Source organism: Conexibacter sp. SYSU D00693 (genome assembly GCF_017084525.1).
Taxonomy (GTDB): domain Bacteria; phylum Actinomycetota; class Thermoleophilia; order Solirubrobacterales; family Solirubrobacteraceae; genus Baekduia.
Map to the genome: position 1 here is coordinate 2,342,495 of NZ_CP070950.1, position 24,331 is coordinate 2,366,825.

At 74.9% G+C, this 24,331-nt stretch carries 17 protein-coding genes; 8 read left to right on the forward strand and 9 right to left on the reverse strand.

Annotated elements, in window-relative coordinates:
* Positions 1-15 precede the first annotated feature (15 nt).
* The 5 genes from JUB12_RS11680 to JUB12_RS11700 form a co-directional block, all read right to left on the reverse strand.
* Complete coding sequence (locus JUB12_RS11680) at positions 16-3,516, reverse strand: ExeM/NucH family extracellular endonuclease (RefSeq protein WP_205695580.1); 3,501 nt, start codon at positions 3,514-3,516, stop codon at positions 16-18.
* Between the two features lie 2 nt (positions 3,517-3,518).
* Positions 3,519-5,201, reverse strand: coding sequence for a bifunctional UDP-sugar hydrolase/5'-nucleotidase (locus JUB12_RS11685; RefSeq protein WP_205695581.1), 1,683 nt, complete (start codon positions 5,199-5,201; stop codon positions 3,519-3,521).
* A 90-nt stretch (positions 5,202-5,291) separates the two neighbouring features.
* Positions 5,292-5,891: an HD domain-containing protein gene (locus JUB12_RS11690; RefSeq protein ID WP_205695582.1), complete on the reverse strand. Its 600-nt coding sequence runs from the start codon at positions 5,889-5,891 to the stop codon at positions 5,292-5,294.
* Positions 5,892-7,631, reverse strand: a complete 1,740-nt coding sequence (locus JUB12_RS11695; protein ID WP_205695583.1) for a PhoX family phosphatase — start codon at positions 7,629-7,631, stop codon at positions 5,892-5,894.
* Complete coding sequence (locus JUB12_RS11700) at positions 7,628-9,580, reverse strand: glycerophosphodiester phosphodiesterase family protein (RefSeq protein ID WP_205695584.1); 1,953 nt, start codon at positions 9,578-9,580, stop codon at positions 7,628-7,630. Before JUB12_RS11700 ends, JUB12_RS11695 begins: the two co-directional genes overlap by 4 nt.
* A gap of 110 nt (positions 9,581-9,690) precedes the next feature.
* Between JUB12_RS11700 and JUB12_RS11705 the strand changes: the two genes are divergently transcribed.
* Positions 9,691-10,509 carry an alpha/beta fold hydrolase gene (locus tag JUB12_RS11705; protein WP_205695585.1) on the forward strand — a complete coding sequence of 273 codons (819 nt, stop codon included), beginning with the start codon at positions 9,691-9,693 and terminating at the stop codon, positions 10,507-10,509.
* Positions 10,510-10,551: 42 nt separating this feature from the next.
* Positions 10,552-11,460, forward strand: a complete 909-nt coding sequence (locus JUB12_RS11710) for an alpha/beta fold hydrolase (RefSeq protein ID WP_205695586.1) — start codon at positions 10,552-10,554, stop codon at positions 11,458-11,460.
* On the opposite strand, the gene JUB12_RS11715 is transcribed toward JUB12_RS11710, so the two are convergent.
* Positions 11,457-14,873 (reverse strand): hypothetical protein, encoded by a 3,417-nt coding sequence (locus JUB12_RS11715; protein WP_205695587.1) that lies wholly within the window; start codon positions 14,871-14,873, stop codon positions 11,457-11,459. The two genes, JUB12_RS11710 and JUB12_RS11715, sit on opposite strands and share 4 nt — an antisense overlap.
* Positions 14,874-14,982: 109 nt before the next feature.
* Here JUB12_RS11715 and JUB12_RS11720 point away from each other — a divergent pair, with 109 nt between their 5' ends.
* The 3 genes from JUB12_RS11720 (at position 14,983) to JUB12_RS11730 (ending at position 17,919) form a co-directional block, all read left to right on the forward strand.
* Positions 14,983-15,804 carry an MOSC domain-containing protein gene (locus tag JUB12_RS11720; RefSeq protein ID WP_205695588.1) on the forward strand — a complete coding sequence of 274 codons (822 nt, stop codon included), beginning with the start codon at positions 14,983-14,985 and terminating at the stop codon, positions 15,802-15,804.
* A 40-nt stretch (positions 15,805-15,844) separates the two neighbouring features.
* Positions 15,845-16,282, forward strand: a complete 438-nt coding sequence (locus JUB12_RS11725; RefSeq protein ID WP_205695589.1) for an OsmC family protein — start codon at positions 15,845-15,847, stop codon at positions 16,280-16,282.
* Between the two features lie 62 nt (positions 16,283-16,344).
* Complete coding sequence (locus JUB12_RS11730) at positions 16,345-17,919, forward strand: RNA polymerase sigma factor (protein ID WP_205695590.1); 1,575 nt, start codon at positions 16,345-16,347, stop codon at positions 17,917-17,919.
* On the opposite strand, the gene JUB12_RS11735 is transcribed toward JUB12_RS11730, so the two are convergent.
* Positions 17,916-18,353: a group III truncated hemoglobin gene (locus JUB12_RS11735; RefSeq protein WP_205695591.1), complete on the reverse strand. Its 438-nt coding sequence runs from the start codon at positions 18,351-18,353 to the stop codon at positions 17,916-17,918. The genes JUB12_RS11730 and JUB12_RS11735 overlap by 4 nt on opposite strands.
* Before the next feature lie 22 nt (positions 18,354-18,375).
* Between JUB12_RS11735 and JUB12_RS22265 the strand changes: the two genes are divergently transcribed.
* Complete coding sequence (locus JUB12_RS22265) at positions 18,376-18,957, forward strand: sugar O-acetyltransferase (protein ID WP_205695592.1); 582 nt, start codon at positions 18,376-18,378, stop codon at positions 18,955-18,957.
* Positions 18,958-18,964: 7 nt separating this feature from the next.
* Here JUB12_RS22265 and JUB12_RS11745 read toward each other — a convergent pair whose 3' ends face one another.
* Together JUB12_RS11745 and JUB12_RS11750 are read right to left on the reverse strand one after the other, a co-directional pair.
* A complete protein-coding gene (locus JUB12_RS11745; protein ID WP_205695593.1) occupies positions 18,965-20,086 on the reverse strand; it encodes a DUF5938 domain-containing protein in 1,122 nt (373 codons plus the stop codon).
* 112 nt (positions 20,087-20,198) lie between these two features.
* The gene (locus JUB12_RS11750; RefSeq protein WP_205695594.1) at positions 20,199-21,689 is read right to left on the reverse strand and encodes an alkaline phosphatase; all 1,491 of its coding nucleotides are present in this window, start codon (positions 21,687-21,689) and stop codon (positions 20,199-20,201) included.
* Between the two features lie 132 nt (positions 21,690-21,821).
* Between JUB12_RS11750 and JUB12_RS11755 the strand changes: the two genes are divergently transcribed.
* Positions 21,822-23,255, forward strand: coding sequence for a wax ester/triacylglycerol synthase family O-acyltransferase (locus tag JUB12_RS11755; protein ID WP_205695595.1), 1,434 nt, complete (start codon positions 21,822-21,824; stop codon positions 23,253-23,255).
* Positions 23,252-24,313 (forward strand): NAD-dependent epimerase/dehydratase family protein, encoded by a 1,062-nt coding sequence (locus JUB12_RS11760; RefSeq protein ID WP_205695596.1) that lies wholly within the window; start codon positions 23,252-23,254, stop codon positions 24,311-24,313. The genes JUB12_RS11755 and JUB12_RS11760 overlap by 4 nt, the downstream gene beginning before the upstream one ends.
* Positions 24,314-24,331 lie beyond the last annotated feature (18 nt).

The following is a 24,331-nucleotide window of genomic DNA, read 5'->3' on the forward strand; positions in this document are numbered from 1 at the left end:
GCCGCCCGGACCGCGTCAGCGCTCCGCGCGCGCGGCCACCGCGATGTCCGGGTCGTCGGAGAACACGCCGTCCACCCCGAGGTCGAGGACCATCCGCACCTCGGCCTCCAGGTCGCCGATCCCCGCCGGGTCCGACGACGAGCGCAGCTCGAGCGGCAGGAACGTGTTCTCGCGCCGGAACGTGTACGGGTGGACCAGGAGGCCCGCCGCGTGCGCGTCGCGGACGAACGACGTCGGCGTGCCCGAGCTGCCGTTGGCGTTGCGGGGCACGACGTAGTCCTTCGACGGCCCGACGCCGTCGGCGTAGCGCGCGATCGACCGCAGGCCCGCGGGCGTCGCCAGCTCGCCGTAGGTCCGCGTGTCGCCGACCGGCGTGGTCGCCGGCCCCGAGAGCAGCTGCACGAGCGGCACCTCGAGCTCCCGGTCCAGGTCGCGCAGGTTGCCCGTCTCGAAGGACTGCACGAACACCGGCGCGTCCTCGCGGTCCAGGCCGTTGCGCTCGAGCGTCCGCACCAGCGGGTGCTCCAGCGGCTTGCCGATCGACCGGAAGTACGTCGGGTGCTTCGTCTCGGGGTAGACGCCGACCTCGCGGCCGAGCTCGCGCGAGAGCCGGGCCCGCAGGTCGAGGACCTCCTGGAGGGTCGGCACCTCGAACAGCCCGTCGTACCGGGTGTTCTGCGGGCGCAGCTCCGGGATGCGCTCCTTGGCCCGCAGGGTCTTGAGCTCGCGCAGCGTGAAGTCCTCGGTGAACCAGCCGGTGATGGCCGTGCCGTCGATGGTCTTCGTCGTCCTGCGCGAGGCGAACTCCGGGTGCGAGGCGACGTCCGTCGTCCCGCCGATCTCGTTCTCGTGGCGGGCGACGAGCACGCCGTCCTTCGTGATCACGAGGTCGGGCTCGATGACGTCGGCCCCCTGCTCGGCCGCCAGCCGGTACGCGGCCAGCGTGTGCTCCGGGCGGTAGCCCGAGGCGCCGCGGTGGCCGATCACCAGCGGCCGGCGCTCGGCCGTCACGGGGCGCTCCCCGCGGCGGACCTCGTCCTGGCCGGGGCCCTCGTCGACGCGATCGGCCCCCGGGCCGGCGTCGACCCGGTCGTCGCCCTCGCCGGCGCAGATGACGTCCTCGCCCTTGTCGCCGGTGACCTCGTCGTCCCCGCCGCGGGCCACGATGACGTCGGCGTCGGGCGTCCCGACCAGCCGGTCCGGGCCGTCGGTGCCGACGATCGTCGCGCGACGCCCGCCGCACGTGAACCCCTGGGACGTCGTGCGCAGCCCGAGGACCGCCGGGTCGTGGTCGGAGGCCCGGTGGGCGTCGGGGCGGAAGTGGTCCGGGACCCCGTAGTAGGCCAGCGCGTCGGACTCCGGCGCGTTGATGTGCCAGACCGCCGCCCCGGTCACCTGGTCACGGACCGCCGCCGTGACGAACGCGTGGTCGAGCGCGCCCTGCCCGCCGTCGAACACGTAGGACCAGCGGTCGCCCTCGTCGAGGAACCGCTCGAGCTGGTCCTCGAGGCCGTTGGCGCGCAGCACGTCGAGCGGGTCCTCGCGGCCGTAGGCGTTGAAGTCGCCCAGCAGCAGGACGTCCTCGTCGTCGGTGCTGCGCTGCAGCTCGCGCACCCACTCCTGCGTGCGCTGCGCCTGCCGGATGCGCGTGGCGTTGAAGCAGCTCTGCCCGTCGCCCTGGTCGGTGTCGGCGCCCGTCGCGCCGTCACAGCCCTTGGACTTCAGGTGGTTGGCCACCACGGTGAACCGCTCGCCGCCCGAGGCGAACGTCTGGGCGATCGGCTGGCGGCCCGGGTTGAACACCGGGTCGGCCAGCGCGACCGAAGCCCCCACGCGCTGGACGCGCCCTGGCTTGTAGATGAGCGCGACGGTGATCTCGTCGGTGCCGGAGAAGCTGGCCGGCACGGGCACCGAGGCCCACGTCCCTGGCCCGGCGTCGGCGTTGAGCGCGGCCACGAGGTCGTCGAGCGCCTGCCCGCCGTTGCTCTCCACCTCCTGCAGCGCGAGCACGTCCGCGTCCAGGCCGTTGAGCGCCTTGACCGCCTTCTGGCGCTGGCGCACCAGCTCCTCCGGCGTCCTCGCCCCGCGCCTGCCGAGCGTCGTGAAGTAGTTCAGGACGTTCGCGTCACCGACCTTGACGTCGCCACCGACCGGCCGGGGCGCCGCCCGACGCTCGCCGGCGTCCTGGAAGGCGACCGGCGCGGTCGGCTGCACGCGGAAGCGCGCGAAGTCGTAGGTCAGGACCCCCGTGAGGCCGGAGGTCGTGTCCCCGCGGCGGATCGGGTCGTCCGGCGAGCCGAGGTACGGGACCGGGCGCGGGTCGGACTGCGAGGAGCCGTCGTCGAGGACGACCGAGCGCCGTGCGTTGTCGGCGGCCACCGCACGCGCGGCCGGTCCGGGTTCGGCGACCTCCGTCGGCGAGGACAGCGGGCCCCCCTGGGAGAGCACGGCCTCGCCGAAGTCGTCGAGCTGGAAGTACTCGGTGAGCGCCAGCGCCTGCGGGAACCGCACGCGCATGCCCTCCACCCGTTCGAGCGCCGACCGGTCGGCCGGCAGGGAGACGTCGACCGGCGCGGGCAGCCCGGCCCCGGTCTGGCAGACGCTGAGGCCGGACGGGCTGGTGAGCTCCGTCACGGTGTCGCCCGTCGCGTCACTGGAGCGCTTGAACTCCGCGACCGTGCCGACGACGCGGACGCGGTCGCCCGCCGCGACGTCCGGCGTGCTCGCGCCGTTGCCGAAGACGTAGAGCCCCTCCGAGGTGGCGGGGTCGCCGTCGCCCTGCGGGTCCTGGAGGAAGAGGCCGTTGAGCCGGTCGGCGCCCTGGAAGTCGCCGACCACGACGCCCTCGACCGCCACGCGCTCACCCACGCGCGTGGACTGCGCGCCGGAGCCCTGGACCTGGGCGATCGTCGTCGCCGCGTCGCCGCAGGTCGTCGACGGTCCGGGCGGCGGTGTGACGACCCCCGCGTTGGGCTGGCCGAAGCTCGCCGCCGCCGGACCGGTCCACGCGAGCTCCTCGGCCGTCGTGCCGGTGCCGGTGAGCTGGAGCGACTGGCCCGCCGGGGTCGAGCTCGTCTCCGCGACGCCGATGTCCGTCGACTGGCGCCCGTCCGCCGGGCCGCCCACGGCGGTCATCACCCCCTCGTAGGAGAGGAACTGCACGACGGCCGAGCCCTGCACGAGCGCGATGCCGTCGGGCGCGCCGTTCTGGAGGCCGTCGGTGGGGTAGGTGAACGCGAGCGTCCCCCGCCCGCCCCCCTGGTCGGGCACGACGCCGGTCAGCGCCTTCGTGCCGTAGGGCGCCCCGCCGTTGCCGTTGTAGAGGACGAGGGACCAGCCGCCGAGGTCCGTCCCCGCCGGCGCAGCGACCTCGATCGCCTCGCCGGCGTCGGTCCCGGCGTTGTCGTAGTGCAGCTCGCTGACGAAGACCGGCGTGGCCGCCTGCGCCGCGGGGGCGGCGCAGGCGAGGCAAGCGGCAGCGGCGGCCAGCAGGCCGCCCGTGCGCTCGAGGCCCATCGCTAGGCCACCCGCGTCAGGCGGTCGAGTGCCGGCGGCGCCAGGGGCGTGCCGGTCAGCGTGGGCAGCAGGTAGGACTCGAGGGCGTCGAGGTCCAGCGGGCCGCCCGTGCGGTCCGTGCCCAGCCGCAGGGCGAAGAAGCGGTCGCCCCCGTCGGCCAGGAACGAGTTGACCGTGATCCGGTAGGTGGCGCCCGGCGTGACCGCCTGGCCGCCGATCGTCAGGTCGCGCACCGGGTTGGTCGTCTGGTCGCACGGCTTGCCGATCGCGGCGGCCGCGTCGCTGGCGTCCCACGTGTAGCGGACCGTCGAGGAGGCCAGCAGGATCCGCGGCGCCGTCTGGTCGCACCACTGCTGCTCGAGGACGTCGAGCAGCTGCTGGCCGGTCAGGGTCAGCGTCACGAGCGAGTTGCCGAAGGGCTGGACCGTGAACGCCTCGCCGTAGGTCACGGTGCCGTCGCCGGCGAGGTCGCTGCGCACGCCGCCGGGGTTCATGAACGCCGCCACGGCGCCGGCCTCGTCGTCGGTGGCGGCCAGCTGGGCGTCGGCGATCGCGTTGCCCATGGTGCTCTCGCCGCTGTCGTCGGCGGTGCGGTCGAAGCCGCCGCTGATGCGGCCGATGAGCCGCTCTGCCAGCGGCTTGGCCAGCGCCTGGTAGCGCTGCACCAGGCTCGTCAGGTCGCTGGCGCGCGGGACGTCCTGGGTGATCGGCAGGTTGTTGGCCCGCACGCTCACGACGTCCTCGGTCTTCTTGTTCAGCGTGACGTCGATGTCGGTGACGAGCCGGCCGAAGGACGCCGCGCTCGTGACCGGGCGGCCGTCGACGACGCAGGTGTAGGGGTTGTGCGTGTGGCCGGTCACGAAGAGGTCGACGTCGTCGACGGTGCGCTCCACGATGTCGACGATCGGCCCCGAGATGCCGTTGCAGTCGTTCACGCCGAACGGCGCGGCCTGGGCGCCGCCCTCGTGCAGCAGGACGACGACGGCCTTGACGCCGTGGACGCGGCGCAGCTCCCGGGCGTACCGGTTCGCGGTGTCGGCCTCGTCGAGGAAGCGCAGGCCCTTGATGCCGGCCTGGCTGACGATGTCGGGCGTGCCCTCGAGGGTCATCCCGATGAAGCCGACGTCGACGCCCTCGAAGCGCCGGATGGCGTAGGCAGGGAAGAACGGCTTGCCCGTCCTGTCGTCCACGACGTTCGCGGCGAGGAAGCGGAAGTCCGCGCCGCGGAAGCCGTCACCGCCGAAGCAGCCGTCGACCGGGTGGCACCCGCCCTTCTGCATGCGCTTGAGCTCGGCCGCGCCCTCGTCGAACTCGTGGTTGCCCACGGCGTTGAGGTCGAGCCCGAGGAGGTTCATCGCCTCGATCGTCGGCTCGTCGTGGAAGAGCGAGGAGACCAGCGGGCTGGCGCCGATGAGGTCGCCCGCGGAGACGACCATCGAGTTGCGCTTGCCGGCCTCCAGGCGCCGGACGTGGGTGGCGAGGTACTCCACGCCGCCGGCGGTGACGCGCGACGCGGGGTCCGTCGTCAGCTGGATCTGGCCGGGCGTGTTCGGCTCGAGGTGGCCGTGGAGGTCGTTGATGCCGAGCAGCTGGACGTCGACGTCGCCGGGGGCGGCCGCGGCGGGGGCCGCGCAGGCGAGGGACGCCAGCAGCGCCGCGACGGCGCAGCGGGAGCGGTGGGACATGCGGACATCCACGCCGATGACGGGCGCCGGGAGGTGAAGCCCTGGTCAGCGCCCTGTGGCCGAGCGGTGAACCGTCTCGACGAGGACCGCTCAGGTTTCACCGCCGCGTTCGGGCGGCAGGTGCTCGAGCGCCCAGACCTCGAAGCGCAGCTGCGCGACCAGCGGCAGCTCGGGCACCGCCTGCTCGAGCAGCGTCAGGCTCTCGCGGTAGTGGTCCAGGCGCAGCCGGGCGCTCTCGGCCCCCAGCCCCGCGGGGTCGTGCGAGGCCTCGGCCCGCAGCTCGCGCGCCTTGGCGACCTTGTCCGCGGCGTAGACCGCAAGGGCCTCCGGCGAGGCGCCGGCGACCTGCCGGCGCAGGGCCGCCTTGCGGGCGGCGTGGTCCTCGATCGTCGCGTCCTCCGTCAGCGCGGCGACGATGTCGCCGACGCGCTTGCCGAAGCGCCGGCAGACCTCGTCGAGCGTCGCCGGCGTGTCCTCGACGAGGTCGTGCAGGAGCCCGGCGGCCACGACCTCGTCGTCGAAGCCGCGGCCGCGCAGCAGCGACGCGACCTCGAACGGGTGCAGGATGAACGGCGCGGCGTCCGAGGACCGGCGCTGCCCGCGGTGCTGCTCGGCCGCGAAGCGCGCCGCCGCCTGCGCGACCGGCAGGTCGTCGAGGAACGACGGCAGGACGTTGCCGGTCTGCGGCACCTAGGCGGTCCGGCGGACCTGGACGATGCTCGGGCGCGGCGTCGCCGGGTTGCGCGCCTCCGTCCTGGACCCCTCGGGCCACCACGAGGTGTAGGTCGTGGGGTCGCCGTAGCGCGCCTCGGCCCTGGTCCCCGTCTCCTCGCCCGGGTGCTGGACGCTCATGAAGAACGTCCGCTCGTCCGGCGTGAAGTACGGGCCGGTGCCCTCGGCCTCGGTCGGCATGGAGGCGAAGCGGAAGGCGACGCCCGCGTTGGGGCCACGGGTGGGGACCATGAAGACGGCGTTGTTCTGGTGGAAGGCGTACTCGCCCTTGCCGAGCGAGGCCGACGAGATGTCGGTCAGCACCCACAGGTTGCCCGCCTTGTCGAAGACGAGGTTGTCGCAGCTCGAGAAGCCCTCCTCGCCGGCGCCGCGGCCGGTCGGCCCGCCCGCCGCGTAGTCGGCCCAGGTGAACTCGAGCGCCGCGGGGTCGCCGCCGGACTCGGTGAGCACGCGGATCGCGCCGTGGGAGTCGTTGACCGTCGAGTTGTTCGTCAGGGCGATGAACACGCGGCCGTCGGAGGCGATCTCGAGGTCCTCCGGGCGGTTCGTGGCGTAGTGGGCCTCCCACTCGTCCTTGCCCAGGCGGGCGCGCAGCCGCGTCGCGGTGTCGACGAGCTCCTCGTCCTCCACCTTCGTCCAGCGCCCCGTGCCCTGCGTCGCGGTGACGGGGGTCCTGTCGTCCTTGGCGGCGAAGCGCCGGCGCCCCTCGGGCTCCCAGCGCGCGACGTACAGCGTCCCCGCCTCGAGGACCTTGCGGTTGCCGCGGGTGTCGCCGCGCTTGAAGGCGCGGTCGGAGACGAACTTGTAGACGCCCTCGTTGCGCGCGTCGTCGCCCATGTAGAGGACGAACGGCTTGCCGCGCTTCTGGCGGAAGGCGGTGTTCTCGTGGCGGAAGCGCCCGAGCGCCGTGTGCTTGCGCGGCGTGCTCCCCGGGTCGTACGGGTCGGTCTCCACGACCCAGCCGTACTTGGCGACGCCGTCCTTGACGTACTCGCCGCCCCAGCCGTAGCCGCCGTCGGCCAGCACGCCGTAGTCCTGGAAGTTCTCCTCGCACGACAGCGCCGTGCCCCACGGCGTGATGCCGCCCGAGCAGTTGGCCAGCGACCCGAGCGCGCGGGTGCCGACCTCCTTGGTGCCGCGCAGCGGGCCGGTGAAGCGGCACACGGGCGAGTTGCCGGTGATGCGCCGGTGGTAGCGCGAGCGGTCGACGATCGCGTAGTGGCCCTTGCTCGTGCGCCGCAGGTGCAGGACGGAGTTGCCCACCGACTCCTGCTCGACCGCGATCGCGTCGGCGGTCTTCGGCCCGGTGTCGGCCTTGAGCCGGCCGTGGAGGAAGAACGGGTCGGGGTACTCGTGGTTGACGAAGAGCAGCCCCTCGCGCGAGCCGCGCAGCGGGAACCAGGCCAGGAAGTCGTTGTTGAACCCGAAGGGGAGCTTGCGCCCGCGCGCGTCGCGGAACTCGTCGCCCCAGCGGATGAGCGTGCGGGCGCTGAAGCCCTCGGGGACGACGAGCGCGTCGGCCGACGAGGGCGCGATCGCCTGGAACGCGCTGAACGGGCCGGGCGCCGCGGCCGCCTCGGCGAGGCCGCTGCCGAAGAGGTGCTCGGCCGGACCGCGCCCCGGCAGGGCGCCGGCGGCGTAGGTGCTGGCGCCGGCGGCGGCGAGGCCGCGGATGAAGGCGCGGCGGGAGGTGCTCATCGGGTCAGGGTCCTCTCGGGGTCGATGACGGCGATCTCGGTGTCGTCGGGCCGGCCCGGCGTGCGGGCCGAGCCGAAGGGCAGGTCGTTGTCGTTGGCCACGGCGACGCCGCCGGGGACGCGGGTGAGCGCGTCGACCTCGGCGAAGGGCATCGCGAAGCCGCGGCCCTCGGCGGTGCGCAGCTCGAGCAGGTCGAGCACCGGGGTCGCCCGCGCGTGCCCGTCGACCCCCCGCCTGCGCAGGTCCACGCGCAGGACGACCTTCTGGCGCGCGTCGCGGCCACCGCGCGTGTCGCGGTCGACGACGAGCACGCGGTCGTCGTCGACCCGGGCGAGGTCGGCGGCCACGTCGCCGGGGGCTGCGACGCGGAAGCGCCAGCGCCGGCCCGTCGGCCGCATGGCCCGCGCGTCGAGCTCGACGAGCAGGCGGGTGCGCGGGTCGGCCTCGCCGATCACCGGGCCGGCGACGAGGGCGATGAGGCGCCGACCTCCGTGGGTCCACACGAGGCCCTGGACGCCGCGGCTGGGGCGCAGCTTCGCGGGCGCCTCGCCGCCGACCTCGCGCGGGCTCAGCGCGTTGCCCGGCCAGGCGCCCTGGGCCCACGGCGTCGTGAGGCCGGGCAGGCGGATGGGTTCGCCGGTCTGGCGGCCGTCGGGGGTGAAGCGCAGGACCGAGGGGCCGCGCTCCTCCCCGACCCACAGGGCGCCGTCGGGCGTGCGCGCGAGCGCCTCGGGGTCGTACTGCGCCCCGGTGAGCGGCGTGCCGTCGGGGCCGCGCAGGACGATCGTGCGGGTGACCGCGGCACGGCCTCCCGCGGTGCGCACGCCGTAGACGCGCAGCTGCACGTCGGCGGCGCGCCGGGGCGTGTCCCACTGGTCGTCGGGCAGGACGAGGAAGCCGCGCGCGCCGTCGCGGACGATGCCGCTGATCCCGGCGACGGGCTGGCCGGGCAGCGGGGCGACCGCCCCGGCGAGCAGGCTGCCGGCCAGCGCGGCGCCGGCGGGCGGGCCGGCGGCGACCGTCGAGGCGGGCAGCCGCCAGAGGCTGCGGACGCGACCGCGCAGGACCTTCGACGGTCCGGCGCCGAAGAGGCCGCGCCGGCGCTCGAGGACGTCGGGCCGGTTCGTGAAGACGCCGTCGACGCCGAGGCGCTGCAGGCGCGCCATGTCCTCGGCCTCGTCGACGGTGTACGGGTGGACCTGGAGACCCGCGGCGTGCGCGTCGTCGACGAAGCGCTTGGTCACCTCGACGTCCGTCGGACCGATGCCTGCGGCGCCGACGCCCTGGGCGAAGGCGATCTCGACCGGGTTGACGGGCGCGAGCAGGCCCTGGAGCAGGAAGACGCGCGGGATCCGCGGCGCCCACGCCTGCATCCGCAGCAGGTGCTGGGGCAGGAAGGACTGCAGGAAGACCTGGCGGTCGGTGACGGCGCGGTCCTCGAGGCCGTGGCGACGCAGCGCCTCGAGGGTCTTGCGCTCGAGCTCCCCGCCGTTCTCGTAGATCTTCGTCTCGATGTAGAAGTTGACGCTGTCGCCGTAGCGGGTCAGGACCTCGTCGAGCGTCGGGATCCGCTGGCCGACGTACTCGGGCCGCGCCCGGCTCGGGTAGCGCTCGTTGAACCACGAGCCCGCGTCGCAGCGCTTGAGCTCGGCGAGCGTCTTCTGCTCCGGGCGCCCGGTGCAGTCCGTGGTGCGGTCGAGTGTGTCGTCGTGCAGGACGACGAGCTGGCCGTCGGCCGTGGGCGCGACGTCCTGCTCGATCACGTCGGCGCCGAGGGCGAGCGCGAGGTCGTAGGCCGCGAAGGTGTGCTCCGGCGCCAGGCCGGAGGCGCCACGGTGGGCGACGTCGAGGAAGTCCGTGCGCAGCGGGGAGACGCGCGAGGACGGCAACGCCCAGGCCGGTGCGGCCCCGGCCAGCAGCGCAAGGGCGGTCACCACCAGAAGGCGCACGGCCGACGCATGGTGTCTCGCGGCGCCCGTCGCAGGTGTGAACGGTCCGAGAAGCAGGGTTTCACCACGGCACCAGTGGGTCCACGGCAGGGGCTGGGAGACTCACCGCCGTGGCGGTCGCGCTCGAGCAGCACGGGGACGGCGAGCCCCTCGTGCTCGTCCACGGCCTGGCCACGACGCGGTCGGTCTGGCGCCGCGTGCTGCCGCTGCTGGCCCACCGCCGCGTCGTCGCGCTCGACGTGCCGGGCTTCGGCGCCTCACCACCGGCCGGGCCCGGCTTCGCCCTCGCGGACGTCGCCCTGCGCGTCGCCGACGCCGTGCGCGACGCCGGGGTCGAGGAGCCCTACGACCTCGTTGGCCACTCGATGGGCGGGGCGGTCGCGCTGGAGCTCGCGGCGCGCCGGCCGCGCGTGGTGCGCCGCCTCGTGCTCGTGGCGCCGGCGGGCCTGCGCCCCCTGCCGCCGCAGGTCACCCGCGCCTCGGGCCTGGCCGCGCACCGCTTCATCGCGGCCCGCCGTCGCGCCGAGGCCCTGGCCGACCTCCCGTGGGGCCGGCGGCTGCTCATGTGGCCCGGCACCGCGGACCCCGCGGCCCTGCCGCCCGGCGAGGTCCGGGCGCTCCTGACCGCCTCGCGCGGCGCGACCCGCACGGCCGACGCGCTGGCCACCGTCGGCTCGGCCGACCTGCGCGAGCAGCTGCGGCGGCTCCCCCTCCCGGTCGCGGCGCTGTGGGGCGACGGCGACCGCATCGTCGCGCCGGGCGGGATGGACGTCGTGCGCGAGCTGCGCCCCGGCGCGGCCACGGCGACGGTGCCCGGCGCGGGCCACATCCCGATGGTCGAGCGCCCTGCGGCGTTCGTCGCGGCGCTCGAGGACGTGCTGGCGCGCACGTCACCAGATGGCGACATCGCCGTGCCGGCCCCGTCCTAGCGTCCCGTCCGCAGGTCCTTCGTCGTCGACGACGGGAGCCACATGGACGGTCTGCAGCCCTCGCAGGGACTGGCCGGCACCGCCGGGCGCCGCATCGCCTACGCGACGTTCGGCGCCCACGACGGCGTCCCGGTCTTCTACCTCCACGGTGCCATCGGCTCGCCGCTGACCTGCAGCCCCGGGCTCGGCGACGCGATCGAGGCGCTCGGCCTCCGGCTCGTCGCCGTCCAGCGACCGGGCTTCGGCCGGTCGGACCCGCAGCCGGGGCGGACCCTGGCCGACCACGCTCACGACCTCGCCACGGTCGCCGACGTGCTGGGCATCGAGCGCTTCGGCGTCCTGGGCGTGTCGGCGGGCGGCCCCTACGCGGTCGCCTGCGCCCACGTGCTCGGCGACCGCCTCACGGCCGCCGCGGCGGTCTCCTCCCTCTCGCCGCTGTGCCGGCCCGCCGACGTGCCGGGGCTGCCCGCCCGCGTGCGCGTTGCGCTGAAGGTCCTGGCCGCCGCGCCGCGCGCGGCCACCTGGGCGGGCGACCGCGCCGTGGCGCTCGTCGCCCGCCACCCGCAGCTCCTCGTGCGGGCGATGACGGTCGGCGCCCCGCCCGCGGACCGCACGAACCTCGCCGACGGCGCGACGGCCCGCGCCGCGATCGCCGCGTTCCTCGAGGCGACCGGCGGTGGCCTGGCCGGCCTCGTCGAGGACCACCTCGTCACCTCCCGCCCCTGGGGATTCGACCTCGCCGACGTGCAGGGCGAGGTCCACGTCTGGCACGGGATGCACGACGCGTTCGTCCCCGCCGAGCACGCCCTACAGCTCGCCGCCGCCCTGCCGCGCTGCCGGGTCGCGCTGGACCCGGGCGAGGGCCACTTCTTCTTCCGCCGGCGGGCGACGGAGGTCCTCGGCGCGCTCGTGCGACGCGCGGACCTCCCCCGCCCGTTGCCCGCGGCCTAGCGGCTGCGGGCCTTCACCGCCGTGCCCCGCCGCCCGATGCGCGAGACGCCGCGGACGGTCGCCGTGATGCGGTCGCCCGGCGCGAGCCGGGTGATGCGGATGGACCGCGCCCGCGTGACGTACTGGCGGCGCAGGCCGTGGCTGCCCTTGACCGTCACCTGGTGGCGCGTGGCCCCGCGGGCGCCGCGCCAGCTGATCGTCACCGACGACGCGCCGCGCTTGATGCGCACGCGGCTCGGCCGGCCGGGCGCGCGCGGCGCGGGCTGGACGAAGCGGCCGAGCGCGATGCGCCGGGTCACGAGACCGTCGCGGCCGATGAGCGCGTAGACCGTGCGCGTGCCGCCCTTGCCCTCCGTCGGCGTGAAGCGCGTCGTGCCGTTCGCGCCGCGCGCCTGGGCGATGACGTGGGTGCCGAACGCGCCCTGCTCGGCGAAGGTCACCGTCTGGCCGCTGCCGCCGTTGGTGACGCGGTAGGCGATCGCGCGCTTCGAGCCCTCCTTGCGGATCGTCGCGCGGACCTGGGCCTGCGTGTAGCCCTCGGACTGCTCGAGCTTCGTGATCGCCGGGGTGCCGGCCTTCGGCGTGAACGTCCACGCCCCGGCGCCCGGGCGCTGCAGGACGACGTAGGTCGTGTTGACCGGGCCGGAGCGCGCGACGTAGCTGCCCTGTGGCAGCGGCGCGCCGTTCGGGCCGCTGACGTCGACGTCCGGGGCCCCGCCGTCGCCGGTCAGGGCGATCGTCGCGGTGGGCAGGCCGGCGCGCAGCGTCGCCGTGGCGGTCCCGGGCGCCTGGGCCGCGCGGGCCTTCAGGCCCGGCCGCCCGGGTGCCACGTACGGGCCGGTGTTGCACGGCGTGCGCAGGTGGCTGGCGACCGTGGCGACCGCGAAGGCCGGGTTGGCCAGCTCGGCTCCGCTCACGTCGTCCCACGGCAGCTCGAGGCCCGCGCTGACGCGACCGACGGGCTCGGGCAGGTCGGCCGACGCGCACGCCGCGAGGCCGACGCGCGAGAGCGCGAGGTCGCCGCCGATGCAGGGGAAGCTGATCGGCCCGAAGGACAGGTCGACGCAGACGTCGACGCTCGCGTTGGCGCCGAAGGTCCCGTTCGAGCCGTCGACGAAGCCGTTGACCCCGCCCTTGAGGCTGATCGCGGGGAGGTCGAGGCCGAGGTTGGCGGCGAAGTCGGCGTAGCCGTCGCTGACGAAGCGGAAGCGCGCGTCGGCCAGCGCCAGGACGAGCACCTTGAGGTTGCCCGTGGCCGTGACCGTGAACGGCCCCGTGCGTGGGAAGACCGCGTCGACGCGCCCGACGACGCTCACCGGCGACACGCCCTTCACCGCGGCGCCCGCCGCGATGGTCGCCTCAGCGCCGATCGTCGTCGGCTCGAGCGCGAAGGTGCCGCCGATGCGGGTGATCCACACCGCCGGCCCGATCGCGATGCCGGGTGGTGGCGGTTCGAGCGCCAGCGAGCCCTTGCGGAACTCGCCGCCCTGGAACTCGACGGTGCCGTCCAGCGCCCCGCCGGCCGGGACGCTCAACCGCGCGGCGCCGGTCCAGCGGTCGGCCTCGCCGTCGTAGGTGATGTCGATCTTCTCGATGACCAGCGGGCCGAGCGGGACGTTGCCGACGTGGATGGCCAGCGACTTCAGCTCGAGGCCGCGGTTCGTGGAGGCGATGAGCTCGGCGCTGCCGCGCACGTCGCCGAGGTACTTCGGCAGGCCGATCGAGATCGGGACCCGCACGCCGGTCTGCGTGAGGATCACGTCGATCTTGCCGCGCAGGCCGAAGCCCAGGAGGTTCGTCGGGAACTTCTCGGTGTCGAAGCTCGCCAGCGGCTTGCCGACGTTCGGCTCGGGGATCGCGAGCTCGACCTTGCCGTGCCACAGCGTGATCGAGACCGACCCGCCGACGAGCATGACCTTCGCCGTGCCGGTGGTGTAGATCTGACGCTTCTTCGGGTCGACGACGACCTTCACGCCGGCGTCCGGGACGATCTTCAGGCCGTTGAGGTCGAGCTCCTCCTCGGAGACGCGGACGCCCGCGAACTGGCCGGTGCCGCGCAGGAAGCAGGGGCCGTTCGTCGTGACCTTCACCGCGCCGAAGTTCGTCTGCTGGCAGGTCTGGGTGATGTTCGGGTCGCCGCCGCCGGGGAGGCCCGCGAGGCCGGGGGCGCCGGTCGGCGCCCGGTTGCCGAAGCCGACGGCGACGATCTCGCCCGGGCTGGTGACACCGCCGGTGCGGTTGCCGATGAGGAAGCCGCCGCCGTCCTGCGCGGCCGCGAGCTCGAGCTGGCCCGCCGCGTCGCCCGCGAGCAGGAGCTTGCGCGTGCCGAAGCCGGTCCCGCCGACGGCCGTGCGCAGGAAGACGCCCGCGGGGTCGCCGTTGGGCTCGGCGCGCCGGTTCTCCCAGGCGGCGAGCAGCCGGCCGCTCGGGTCCTGGGCGAGCGTCGCGAACTGCGCGTCGTGGTTGGCGGGCGTGATCTGGGTCGGGGCGCTGAACGCCGACCCGGTGACCTGGCGGATCGAGAACGGGGCGCCGAAGCTCGGGCGGTTCATGAACCACAGGCCGGCGGCGCCGCCGGCGATGACGGGCTCGACGCCCGGGACCGGCGCCGCCGGCGTCCACGTCGCCGACGACGTGATCGGGTCCGCGCCCGACCACCGGCGCACGTAGGAGGTGTTCTGCAGGTCGTAGAACGCCGCGACCGGGGCGCCGCCGTCGACCGCGAGGTTCGCGCCGTACGCGCGGTCGGGACCCTCGTCGCCGACCTTCGCGTTGTCGGCGTTGTAGCGCCCGCCGCGGATCTCCTGGACGCAGGCGCCGCACGGCCCCGTGTGGGCGATCGCGGCGATGCGCGGCGAGTCCGGCGGGCCGTAGGCGACGGTGTTGCCGTTGATGTCGTTGGGCGCCGCGAGGACGCCGCCCGTCCACGTCGTGCCGCCGTCGTCGCTCGTCCACATGAACGTGCCGCCGGAGCTGGCGCCACCGGGCTTGTCGACCACCGTCGGGTAGCGGTAGGTCAGGATCGCCAGCTGGTCGCCGACGCGGATGATCTCCGGGCCGCCGTTGTCGATGTCGAACTGCGGCCCGTCGTTCTCGGGGTAGGTGCGCGGTGGCACGAGCTGGGTGCTCGCGTCGCACTGCGTCGCGCCGCGCTTGAGCCGGCAGTAGACCGCCGCGTCGGCCTCGTCGCCGCGGCCGATCGACCACACCATGTGCGCCGTGCCGGCCTCGTCGACCACGACGTCGGGGTGCAGGCCGTCGGGCGCCAGCACGACCGGCTGCGGCGGCTGCGCCGGGGTCGTGGTGGGCGTCCTCGTCGAGCCCTTGAAGCCGGGCGACCGGTAGGTCGGCAGCCTCTGCGCCTCCGCCGGCGCGGCCGTGACGGCCAGCGCGGCGAGGCACGCGATCAGCATCCCCCAAGCCCACCTCATGCCCGGCAAGCTCCCACAGCGGGCCCGGCGGTTGGTGGTCTGCTTCGAACGGCGCAGTTCGGACGGTCACCGGCGGTCGTAGAGTCTCGCCATGGGCGTCCTGGCGATCTGGCGCTACCCCGTCAAGGGCATGTTGGGCGAGCAGCTCGAGACCGTGGAGGTGGGCGCCGGCGGCCTCGAGGGCGACCGGCGGTGGGTCGTCGAGGACGAGGACACCGGCGAGCAGATCGCGAGCAAGCGCGGGCCGACGGACCCGCGCCTGCGAGCGTGCCGGGCCCGGATGACCGCCGATGGCGAGCTCGAGGTGGTGCTACCAGGCGCGGGACCCGTGGTGCAGGGCGTGGTGGCCGTGGCCGCGGCGCTCGGCGACCTGCTCGGGCGGCGCATCACGGTCGTCGAGCACCGCGTCGTCCACACGGGCGGCTTCCTGGACACCGACGGCCACCACGACCTCGCGCCGCTGCACCTCGTGACGACGCGCTCCCTGGCCCACATGGCGCGGGTCGCGCCGAGCTCGGACTGGGACGTGCGGCGGCTGCGCCCGAACCTCGTCCTCGACGACGGCGCAGCGCCGGGCCTCAGCGAGCCGTCCCTGCTCGGGCGCGAGCTCGCGGGTGGGTCTGGCCTGCGCGTCAGCGTCAGTCTCCCCACTCCCCGGTGCGTCGTGCCGACGCGCGCCCAGGAGGAGCTGCCGCGGGATCCGTCCCTGCTCAAGGCGGTTGCGCGCGAGCAGCGCTGGGACCTCGGCCCGTTCGGCCGTCCCGCGTGCCTCGGGCTCTACGCCGAGGTCCCGCACGGCGGACGCGTCGCCGCGGGCGAGCGGCTCACGGTCGGCCCACCGAACGCCGCCACGCCCCATGGCGCGGTGGCCGCCGCGGTCGACGGTCTCGTGGCACGGCTGTCGGGGCACTAGAACGAGGGCCTCCACCCCACGACCCAAGGAGCACGACCCCATGGCAACCCCTCCCCGCAGCGGCAGCGCGGTCTGGCGCGGTGACCTCCAGCAGGGCGACGGCGAGCTGACCGTCGGCGACGGCGTCTTCAGCGGCCCCTACACGTTCAAGTCGCGCTTCGAGGACGGCGACGGCACGAACCCCGAGGAGCTCATCGCCGCGGCCCACGCCTCGTGCTTCGCGATGGCCTTCAGCAACGTCCTCGCCGAGGCAGGCACGCCCGCCGACGAGGTCAAGGCCAGCGCCCGCGTCCAGCTGCGCATCCTCGACGACGGCCCCGCGATCACGAAGATCGCCCTCCAGGTCGAGGGCAAGGTCCCGGGCATCGACGAGGCCACCTTCCTCCAGCACGCCGAGGCCGCCAAGGCCGGCTGCCCGGTCTCCAAGGCGCTGGCCGGCGTCCAGGAGATCACGCTCGACGCCAAGCTCGCCTCCTAGTCGCCGCCGACGAGCGGCGGGCGCGTCACAGCGCTCGCCGCTCGTGCGACTGTCAGGCAGGCGTGTCCCTGACGGTCGACGACATCTCGGCGCTCTACGAGGCGCACGCACGTGAGCTGCGGGCCACCCTGGTGCGCCGTACGCGCGACCCGGAGCTCGCGCGCGACCTCGTCGCCGAGACGTTCGCCGTCGCGGTCGAGCAGCGCGCGAGGTTCCGCGGGCAGACCCGCCAGGAGCAGGCCGCCTGGTTGCACGGCATCGCGCGCAGCCTCCTGCACACGGCGTGGCGGCGCCGCGCGGCGGAGCGTCGTGCCCTCGCCCGCGTGGGCGTGGAGACGGCCGACCCCGAGTTCGACGACGCCGAGGCCCGAGCCGACCTCGAACGCCGGCGTCCCGCCCTCACCGCCGGGCTGGACGGCCTTGACGCCCGCCAGCGCGAGGCGGTCCAGCTGCGGGTCGTCGACCAGGTCGGCTACCGCGAGATCGCGGCCCGGCAGGGCGTGAGCGAGCAGGTCGTGCGCGCCCGCGTCTCCCGCGGTCTGCGCCGGCTGGCCGCCGTCCTCGCGGTGGGCCTGGCCGGCGTCGGCCTCGGCGTGCCGCTCGTCCTCGGCGACGAGGGTCCCGCCCCGTCCTTCCTCGAGCGCGCCTACGCCGCGGTGAGCGGGCCGGGGGTCGTGCACTGGGAGACCGACCTGCAGTTCTTCGTCGACGGCCGGCGCACGTGGCAGCGCCAGCGCACGGAGGGCTGGCAGGGCGGCGGCGTCACCCGCGTCCGGCAGTTCGAGCGCCACGGGCGGCGCTTCCAGCTCATGGCCGACCGCCGCATCGCCGGGGGCACGCAGCGGGCGTACCTGCCCACCCAGGACGACGTCGTGACGCTGCCTGCCCCGCGCGGCGCGGTCGGCGGGGACGGGCTGCCCACCGGCGATCCGGTGCGCGCCTTCCGCGAGGCCTACCGCGAGGGGCGCCTGCGCCGCGTGGGCCCCGGCCGCTACCGCCTCGCGCTGAGCGGTGGCGTCGCCGCCACCTACACGTTCGACCGCACCACGGCCCGCGTGCGGCGGATCGTCTTCACCACCCCGGGCGGCCGCGGCGCGCAGGGAGCGCCCGCGAGCCGGATCGAGGTCACGGTCACCCGCTACGCGCTGCTGCCCGACTCGGCCGCGGCCCGCCGGGCGCTCGAGCTGCGCGTCCCTCCCAGCGCGGGCCCCGTGCCCATGGACGCCGCCGCGCACTTCGCGGTCCTGCGCACCGGGGCGCGGCCCACCGCCGCCGAGCGCCGCGCCGTGGAGCTCGCAGCGCGGATGCGGCGCCGCACGCCGAACACCATGGCGATCGACGCGTCCGGGGCCCGCCGGGTGGGGCCCGGCCTGCTCCTCGTCCCCGGCCCGCAGCACGTCTGTCTCTGGCAGGTCGACGCGCGAGGCAGTGGCGGGACCTGCCGGACCACGCGCAACGCGCTGCGGCGGGGCCTGAGCATCGGCTCGCCGAGGACCGGCACCGCCGTGGCCGTGCCCGACGACGTGCGCGCGGTCCGCGGACCGGCGCGCGCCCGCGGCCGTCGCGCGACCTACGCCGTGCGCGGGAACCTCGCGCGCCTGCCCCGCGTGGGCGGGCCGCTGACGCTCGTGCGCTAGCGCTCGCCGTGGAGCGTGATGGTGAGCGGCTGCGGCTCGCCGGGCTCGACCGGCAGGCCCTGGATGCGGCGGTGGAAGGCGCGCGCCACCCGCGTGGCGTGCGCCTTCGCCAGCTGCGCCTTGGGGCCCGCGAAGAGCTCGTCGACGGTCTGGGTCCAGAGCGCCAGCCAGCGCTCGAAGTGCCCGCCGCGCAGCGGCGACAGGCGGTTGAGCGAGGCGTGCGGGGCGAAGGCGCCGCCGCTGTAGGCCGGGACCCCGAGGAGGATCGTCTCCCAGAACGAGGCGATCACCGGCAGGTGCTCGTCGAGGTCGAGCTTCGCGACGTCGGTGAAGAGGTAGCCGATCATCGTGTCGCTCATGGCGCGCTCGTAGAACGCGCGCACCAGGCGCTCGACGTCGGCGCGGGTCTCGATGTCGGTCAGGGGCTCGGCCATGCGTCCTCCATAGTGTGCCGCGATGGGCGAGATGCTCGACCGGATGCTCCGCGGGGAGCTCTACCTGGCCGACGACCCCGAGATCGAGTCGTGGTGGGACGCGGTCGCCACGAAGGTCGAGGCCTACAACGCGCCCGGGCTTGCGCAGGCCGAGCGCGACGTCCTCCTGCGCGACCTCCTGGCCGAGGTCGGCGTGGGCGTCGTCGTGCGGCCGCGGTTCCTCGTCGAGTACGGCCAGGTCCGCATCGGCGACGGCACGTTCATCAACTTCGACTGCGTGATGCTCGACGTCGCGCCCGTGACGATCGGGGCGCGCTGCTGGATCGCCACGCGGGTGCAGTTCCTGACCGCGACGCACCCGATCGACCTCGGGCCGCGCAGCGCCGGCTGGGAGTACGCGAAGCCGATCGCGCTCGGCGACGACGTCTGGCTCGGCGGCGGCGTCATCGTCTGCCCGGGCGTCACGATCGGCGCCGGCAGCGTCATCGGCGCCGGCGCCGTGGTCACGAAGGACGTCCCCGCGGGCGTCGTCGCCGCCGGCAACCCCGCCCGGGTGCTGCGCGAGATCGGGGACGCCGACCGCGTCGACGTCCCCGAGCTCTAGCTCGCGGCTACCAGGTGTCGCCGACGACGCGCGGCTCGTTGACGAGCCCGAACGCCTTGAGCTGCCCGAGCAGCTCGCGGTGGCCGAAGGCCTGGCAGCCCGAGGCGAAGCCGGTCTTCTTCAGCGCGCCGGGCCGCAGGCACGCGAACGCGCCGTAGGCCTGCAACAGGCCGGTCTGCTTGTAGTTGTTGATGCCGCGCAGCGTCACGGAGACGACGCCCGACGGACCGCTCGCGTGGACCGACTCCATCGAGATGTTGATGCGCGTGTTCTCGCGCGGCGGGTCGTCGGACTGGATCTCCGCGGCCGTCTTGAGCAGGAACTCCTCGGCCTGCTCGGGCGTCATCTCCGCCGCCTTCGCGCCGACCTCACCCGCCGTCTGCACGACGCCCTCCATCAGCGCGCGGTCGTAGAGGCCGCCCATCGCCTTGCAGGACGAGACGCGCGGGTCGTGCTTGAACCACACGGGATGCGACGTGCCGCTCCAGTCCAGCGCGAGCGTCGTCTGGTGCTGGAACGGGACGACCGCCTCGGCGGTGAAGCCCGGCGCCCACGGGACGTACTCGTCGTGCTCGAGGTAGTAGCGCGGCGCGGTGAGCGTCGCGAAGATCGTCGCCGTCGACGCGATCGTCGGGAAGCCCTTCCACAGCACGAGGATGTCGAGCGTGTCGAGGCCCGGCGTCTCGAGCGCGATGTTCGCCGCGATCTCGCCCGTCGTGTACATCTGCGCGATGCCCGGGGAGAGCAGCAGGCCCTTCTCGGCGAAGTCGGCGCCGTGGACCTCGTCGCAGTGGCGGACCCACACCTGCTCGCCCGTCGTGTCGAGGTAGTGCGCGCCGGCGTTGGAGCACGCCTGGACGACCTCGTCGCCGTACTTGATGAACGGCCCGACCATGTTGAGCACCACCGAGGCGCCGTCGAACAGCTCGCTGAGCGCGTCGACGGTGTGGTCGACCTGCCGGACCTCGTAGTCGGCGGTCTCGACGCCGGGCAGCGACGCCATCGCCTTCTGCAGCTTCTCCTCGTTGCGCCCCGCCGCGATGAAGGGGACGCGGTACTCGCGCAGGTACTCGCAGACGAGCCGTCCTGTGTAGCCGCTGGCTCCGTAGACGACGACCGGCTTGCTCATGCAGTTGCTCCTCCGTTGCTTGACGGTGGGCGAGCCTATGCCGGGGCCGGGGCGCCGCTGTTCGGCCTCGACCACAAACAGCACCGGCCTTCTTGGTCCGCGACACGGGCGGTCAGTCGACGAGCACCCGCGGCGTCCCGCGCGGGATCGTCAGCGTCGCGTGGGTCACCGTCGGGCTGCGCGCGTCGGTCACCTCGCGCGGCCCGCGCAGGCGCACGCGCAGCGCGTCCTCGCGGGCCTCGAAGACCCCGTAGCCCTGGCGCGCGCCGTCGGCGTAGGCCCAGTGCGGGTTGGCGACGGCCTGGAGCTCGATGGCGCCCGCGGCGACCGCACGGTCGGCCCCCGGCGCCTCCGCCGAGGACGAGATCGCGCCGGCCACGACCTCGGTCGCCACCGCCGGCGCGTCGACGCGCCCGGTGGGCGACACCGTCCCGGCGTAGAACTCGTGCTCGTCGCCCGTGGCGAGGACGACGTCCTGGACGCCCTTGGCCTTCACCGTCTCGAGGATCGTCCGGCGCTCGCGGGCGAAGCCGTCCCAGCCGTCGGTGTCGTTCGTGCGGCCCGGCAGCAGGTCGTTGGCCATGCACATCGTCTGGTTGGCCACGATCCGCCACGACGCCCTGGACGTCTGCAGCTGCTCGAGCAGCCACGTCCGCTGCGCGTCGCCGAGCATGGTCCCCCGCGCGCGGTCGCGGTGCTGGCGGCCGTCGAGCAGCAGGAGGTCGGCGTGGGCGCCCAGGGACAGGGTGCGGAAGATCCGGAAGCGGTCGTCCACGAGCGGCGCGAAGGGCATCCACTCGAACCACGCGAGGTAGCCGTTGCGCCGGCGCTGGCTGAACGGCACGCGCCTCGCCGGCCCCTGCTCTCCGTCGTAGTCGTTGGCCGCCTCGTGGTCGTCCCAGATCGCGAGGAACGGGTGGGCCGCGTGCATCGCCTGCAGCTGGGGGTCCGAGCGGTAGCGGCGGTAGAGCGCGCGGTACTCGGCGAGCGTCTCGACCTGGCCGTCCTCCCCCGCGCTGACGCGCACGTCGCGCCCCTCGACCTGGCCCTGGCCGTCGCGCTCGTAGACGTAGTCGCCGAGGCAGACCACGAGGTCGAGGTCCTCCTGCGCCAGGCCGGCGTGCGCGGCGTAGGTGCCGTGCGTGAAGTCCTGGCAGGAGAAGAAGCCGATGCGCACGGGCTCGCGCGAGTCGGCGGGACGCGGCACGGTGAGGCGGCCGACGGGCGAGCTCCCCGTGGCGGTCGAGAACCGGTACCAGGCGCGCTCGCCGGGCCTGAGGTGGCGGCCGACGTCGACGCGCACGACGTGGTCGCGCACCGGCGCCGCGCGGGCCGTGAAGCGCGTGATGGTCTGGCGGAAGTCGGGGTCGCGGGCGAGCTCGACGCGGACCTTGCCCGCCTCGCGATCGCCCAGGCCGCCGACGCGCGTCCACACCGTCGCGCCCTGGGGCGCCGGCAGGCCGCTGGCCACGCCGGACCCGAAGGTGCCGCGGCGCAGGAGCGGCTCACGGCGCCTGGCGGCCGCCACCGCGGTGGACGGCAGGGTGCCCGTCGCGGCGAAGGCGACGGCGGCGCTGAGGGCCTGGCGGCGGGTCGTGGGCACGGGGCGGGGACTGTGGCGTCCGCTCGCGCGGCGGCGGTGAAGCCGGTGTGAAGCACCGGTCGCCGGCGGCCGGGCGTCTCGGCGCCGACTCGTGCCGTTTGCCACGTGCCGGAGCGGGGTGAGGCCCATCCCATGACCGGTGACCGCCTCTCCGTCCTGGACAACTCCTTCCTGGAGCTCGAGCAGGGGCCGTCGCACATGCACGTCGGCGCGCTGCTGGTCTTCGACGGCCCGCCCCTGGACTGCGCCGACTTCCTCGAGCACACCCGCCGGCGCCTGCACCTCGTCCCGCGCTACCGCCAGAAGGTCCTCACGCCGCCGATGGACCTCGGGCGGCCGATGTGGGTGGACGACCCGTGCTTCAACCTCGACTACCACGTCCGCCACACCTCGCTGCCGCGGCCCGGCACGCAGGAGCAGCTGACCAAGCTCGTGGCGCGCGTGTTCTCCCAGCGCCTGGACCGCACCAAGCCGCTGTGGGAGATGTGGCTCGTCGACGGTCTCGAGGACGATCGCTTCGCGATCATCAGCAAGGCCCACCACGCCCTCATCGACGGGATGTCGGGCGTGGACCTCATCTCCGTGCTGTTCGACCTCACGCCGGACCCGCCCGAAGCGCAGCAGCCCGAGCCCTGGGAGCCCCAGCCGCTCCCGCCGACCACCCGCGTCGTCGCCGAAGGGGCGCGGGAGGTGGCGCTGGGGCCGGCGCGGCTGGCGCGCCGGGCCCTGCGGTCGGTGCGCGAGCCGGCCAGGGCGGTCGAGGGCGCGCTGGGCATCAGCCAGCTGCTGGGACCGCCGGTCGTCAGCCCCGCGCCGCGCAGCCCGATGAACACCTCGATCGGCCCGCACCGCCGGGTGCGCTGGGTGCCGGTCGAGCTCGACGCGGTCAAGCAGGTCAAGGACGAGCTGGGCGGGACCGTCAACGACGTCGTCGTGACGGCGGTGGCCGGCGCGGTGCGCCGCTGGCTGCTGCACCGCGGCGCGCCGGCCGACCGCGAGCTGCGGGCCATGGTGCCCGTCTCCGTGCGCACGGAGGACCAGCGCCACACGCTGGGCAACCGCGTCGCCGCCATGCGCGCGCCGCTGCCGGTGCACGTCGAGCACCCCGTGGCACGGCTGGAGGCGGTGCGCTCCGCGATGACCGGGCTCAAGGAGTCCAAGCAGGCGGTGGGGGCCGAGGCCCTGACGGGGTTGCAGGACTTCGCGCCGCCGACCCTCCTGGCCCAGGCGGCGCGGATCAACTTCAGCACCCGCCTGTTCAACGTCATCGTGACGAACGTCCCGGGGCCGCAGTTCCCGCTCTACGTGCTGGGGCGCCGCATGGCCGAGATCGTGCCGTTCGCCTTCCTGCCCAAGGACCACGCCCTCGCGTTCGCGGTCATGAGCTACCACGGCGGCCTGCGCTTCGGGCTGCTCGGCGACTACGACGCCCTGGACGACCTCGACGTCGTGGCGGCCGCGCTGGAGGCGTCGCTGGCCGAGCTGATCGAGGCGGCAGGGGGCTCCCCGCCCCGCAGCGGACGCTTCGACCGTGCCGCCGCCGAGTCGCGGAGGGCCGTGCGATGAGCCCGCAGACGCAGGCCGGCCAGCGGTTCACGCGCGAGGCCGCCCGCGACACCCTGACCGTCGCCGTCACCGGGCCCACCGGCGACGTCGGCCGCTCGCTGCTGGCCGCGCTGGAACGCACGCCCGAGGTGGGGCGGGTGATCGGCATGGCGCGCCGCCCGTTCGACCCCGCGGCCCACGGCTGGACGAAGACCGAGTACCGCCAGGGCGACGTCCTCGACGCCGCGTCGGTGCGCGAGCTCGTCCGCGACGCCGACGTCGTCGTCCACCTGGCGTTCCTGATCTTCGGCGACCGCGAGGAGACGCGGCAGGTGAACCTCCGCGGCACGCGCATCGTCTTCGAGGAGGCGGTGGCCGCGGGTGTGCGGCGGCTGGTCTACACCTCGTCCGTCGCCGCCTACGGCTTTCGCAAGGGACGCTCGCCGCGGCTGACCGAGGACCTGCACCCGGAGGGCACGGGCGACTTCTACTACTCGGCGCAGAAGGCCGAGCTCGAGGCGCTCATCGAGGACGTGGTGGGCGCCAGCGACACCGAGGCCTACGTCTTCCGCCCGTGCATCGTGGCCGGCTGCGACGCGCTCCTGCTCCTCGACGAGGTGGTCCGCCAGTTCCAGGTCGGCGGCCGCCTCGACGCCACGCGTGCGCTCCTGCGGCGTGTGCCGGTGCTGCGTCCGGCGATCCCCGACAACGGCGTGCCCTTCCAGCTGGTGCACCACGACGACGTGGCCGGCGCCCTGGCGGCGGCGATCGCCGGGCGCGGCGAGCCGGGCGTCTACAACCTCGCCGCCCAGGGCGAGCTCACGATGCGCGACGTCGCGCGGGAGCTGGGCTGGTGGGCGGTGCCCGTGCCCGACCTCGCGGTCGACGCGGCCTCGCAGGTCATCCGGCGGCTGCGCTTCCTGCCGACGGGCCTGGCCTGGGTCCACGCGCTGCGCGTGCCGTCGATCATGGAGACGGCCAAGGCCCGGCAGCAGCTCGGGTGGACGCCGCGCCACGACGCCCACGAGACGCTGCGCCAGACCGTCGCCTGCGCGCGCGAGCAGGGCGTCGTGGACTGAAGGCGGCGGCACGCGGCG

Coding starts and splice junctions, on each gene's coding strand:
- JUB12_RS11680 (WP_205695580.1), bottom strand. CDS start 3,516: ATGGGCCTCGAGCGCACGGGCGGCCTGCTGGCCGCCGCTGCCGCTTGC.
- JUB12_RS11685 (WP_205695581.1), bottom strand. CDS start 5,201: ATGTCCCACCGCTCCCGCTGCGCCGTCGCGGCGCTGCTGGCGTCCCTC.
- JUB12_RS11695 (WP_205695583.1), bottom strand. CDS start 7,631: ATGAGCACCTCCCGCCGCGCCTTCATCCGCGGCCTCGCCGCCGCCGGC.
- JUB12_RS11710 (WP_205695586.1), top strand. CDS start 10,552: ATGGACGGTCTGCAGCCCTCGCAGGGACTGGCCGGCACCGCCGGGCGC.
- JUB12_RS11715 (WP_205695587.1), bottom strand. CDS start 14,873: ATGCTGATCGCGTGCCTCGCCGCGCTGGCCGTCACGGCCGCGCCGGCG.
- JUB12_RS11720 (WP_205695588.1), top strand. CDS start 14,983: ATGGGCGTCCTGGCGATCTGGCGCTACCCCGTCAAGGGCATGTTGGGC.
- JUB12_RS11725 (WP_205695589.1), top strand. CDS start 15,845: ATGGCAACCCCTCCCCGCAGCGGCAGCGCGGTCTGGCGCGGTGACCTC.
- JUB12_RS11735 (WP_205695591.1), bottom strand. CDS start 18,353: ATGGCCGAGCCCCTGACCGACATCGAGACCCGCGCCGACGTCGAGCGC.
- JUB12_RS22265 (WP_205695592.1), top strand. CDS start 18,376: ATGGGCGAGATGCTCGACCGGATGCTCCGCGGGGAGCTCTACCTGGCC.
- JUB12_RS11745 (WP_205695593.1), bottom strand. CDS start 20,086: ATGAGCAAGCCGGTCGTCGTCTACGGAGCCAGCGGCTACACAGGACGG.
- JUB12_RS11755 (WP_205695595.1), top strand. CDS start 21,822: ATGACCGGTGACCGCCTCTCCGTCCTGGACAACTCCTTCCTGGAGCTC.
- JUB12_RS11760 (WP_205695596.1), top strand. CDS start 23,252: ATGAGCCCGCAGACGCAGGCCGGCCAGCGGTTCACGCGCGAGGCCGCC.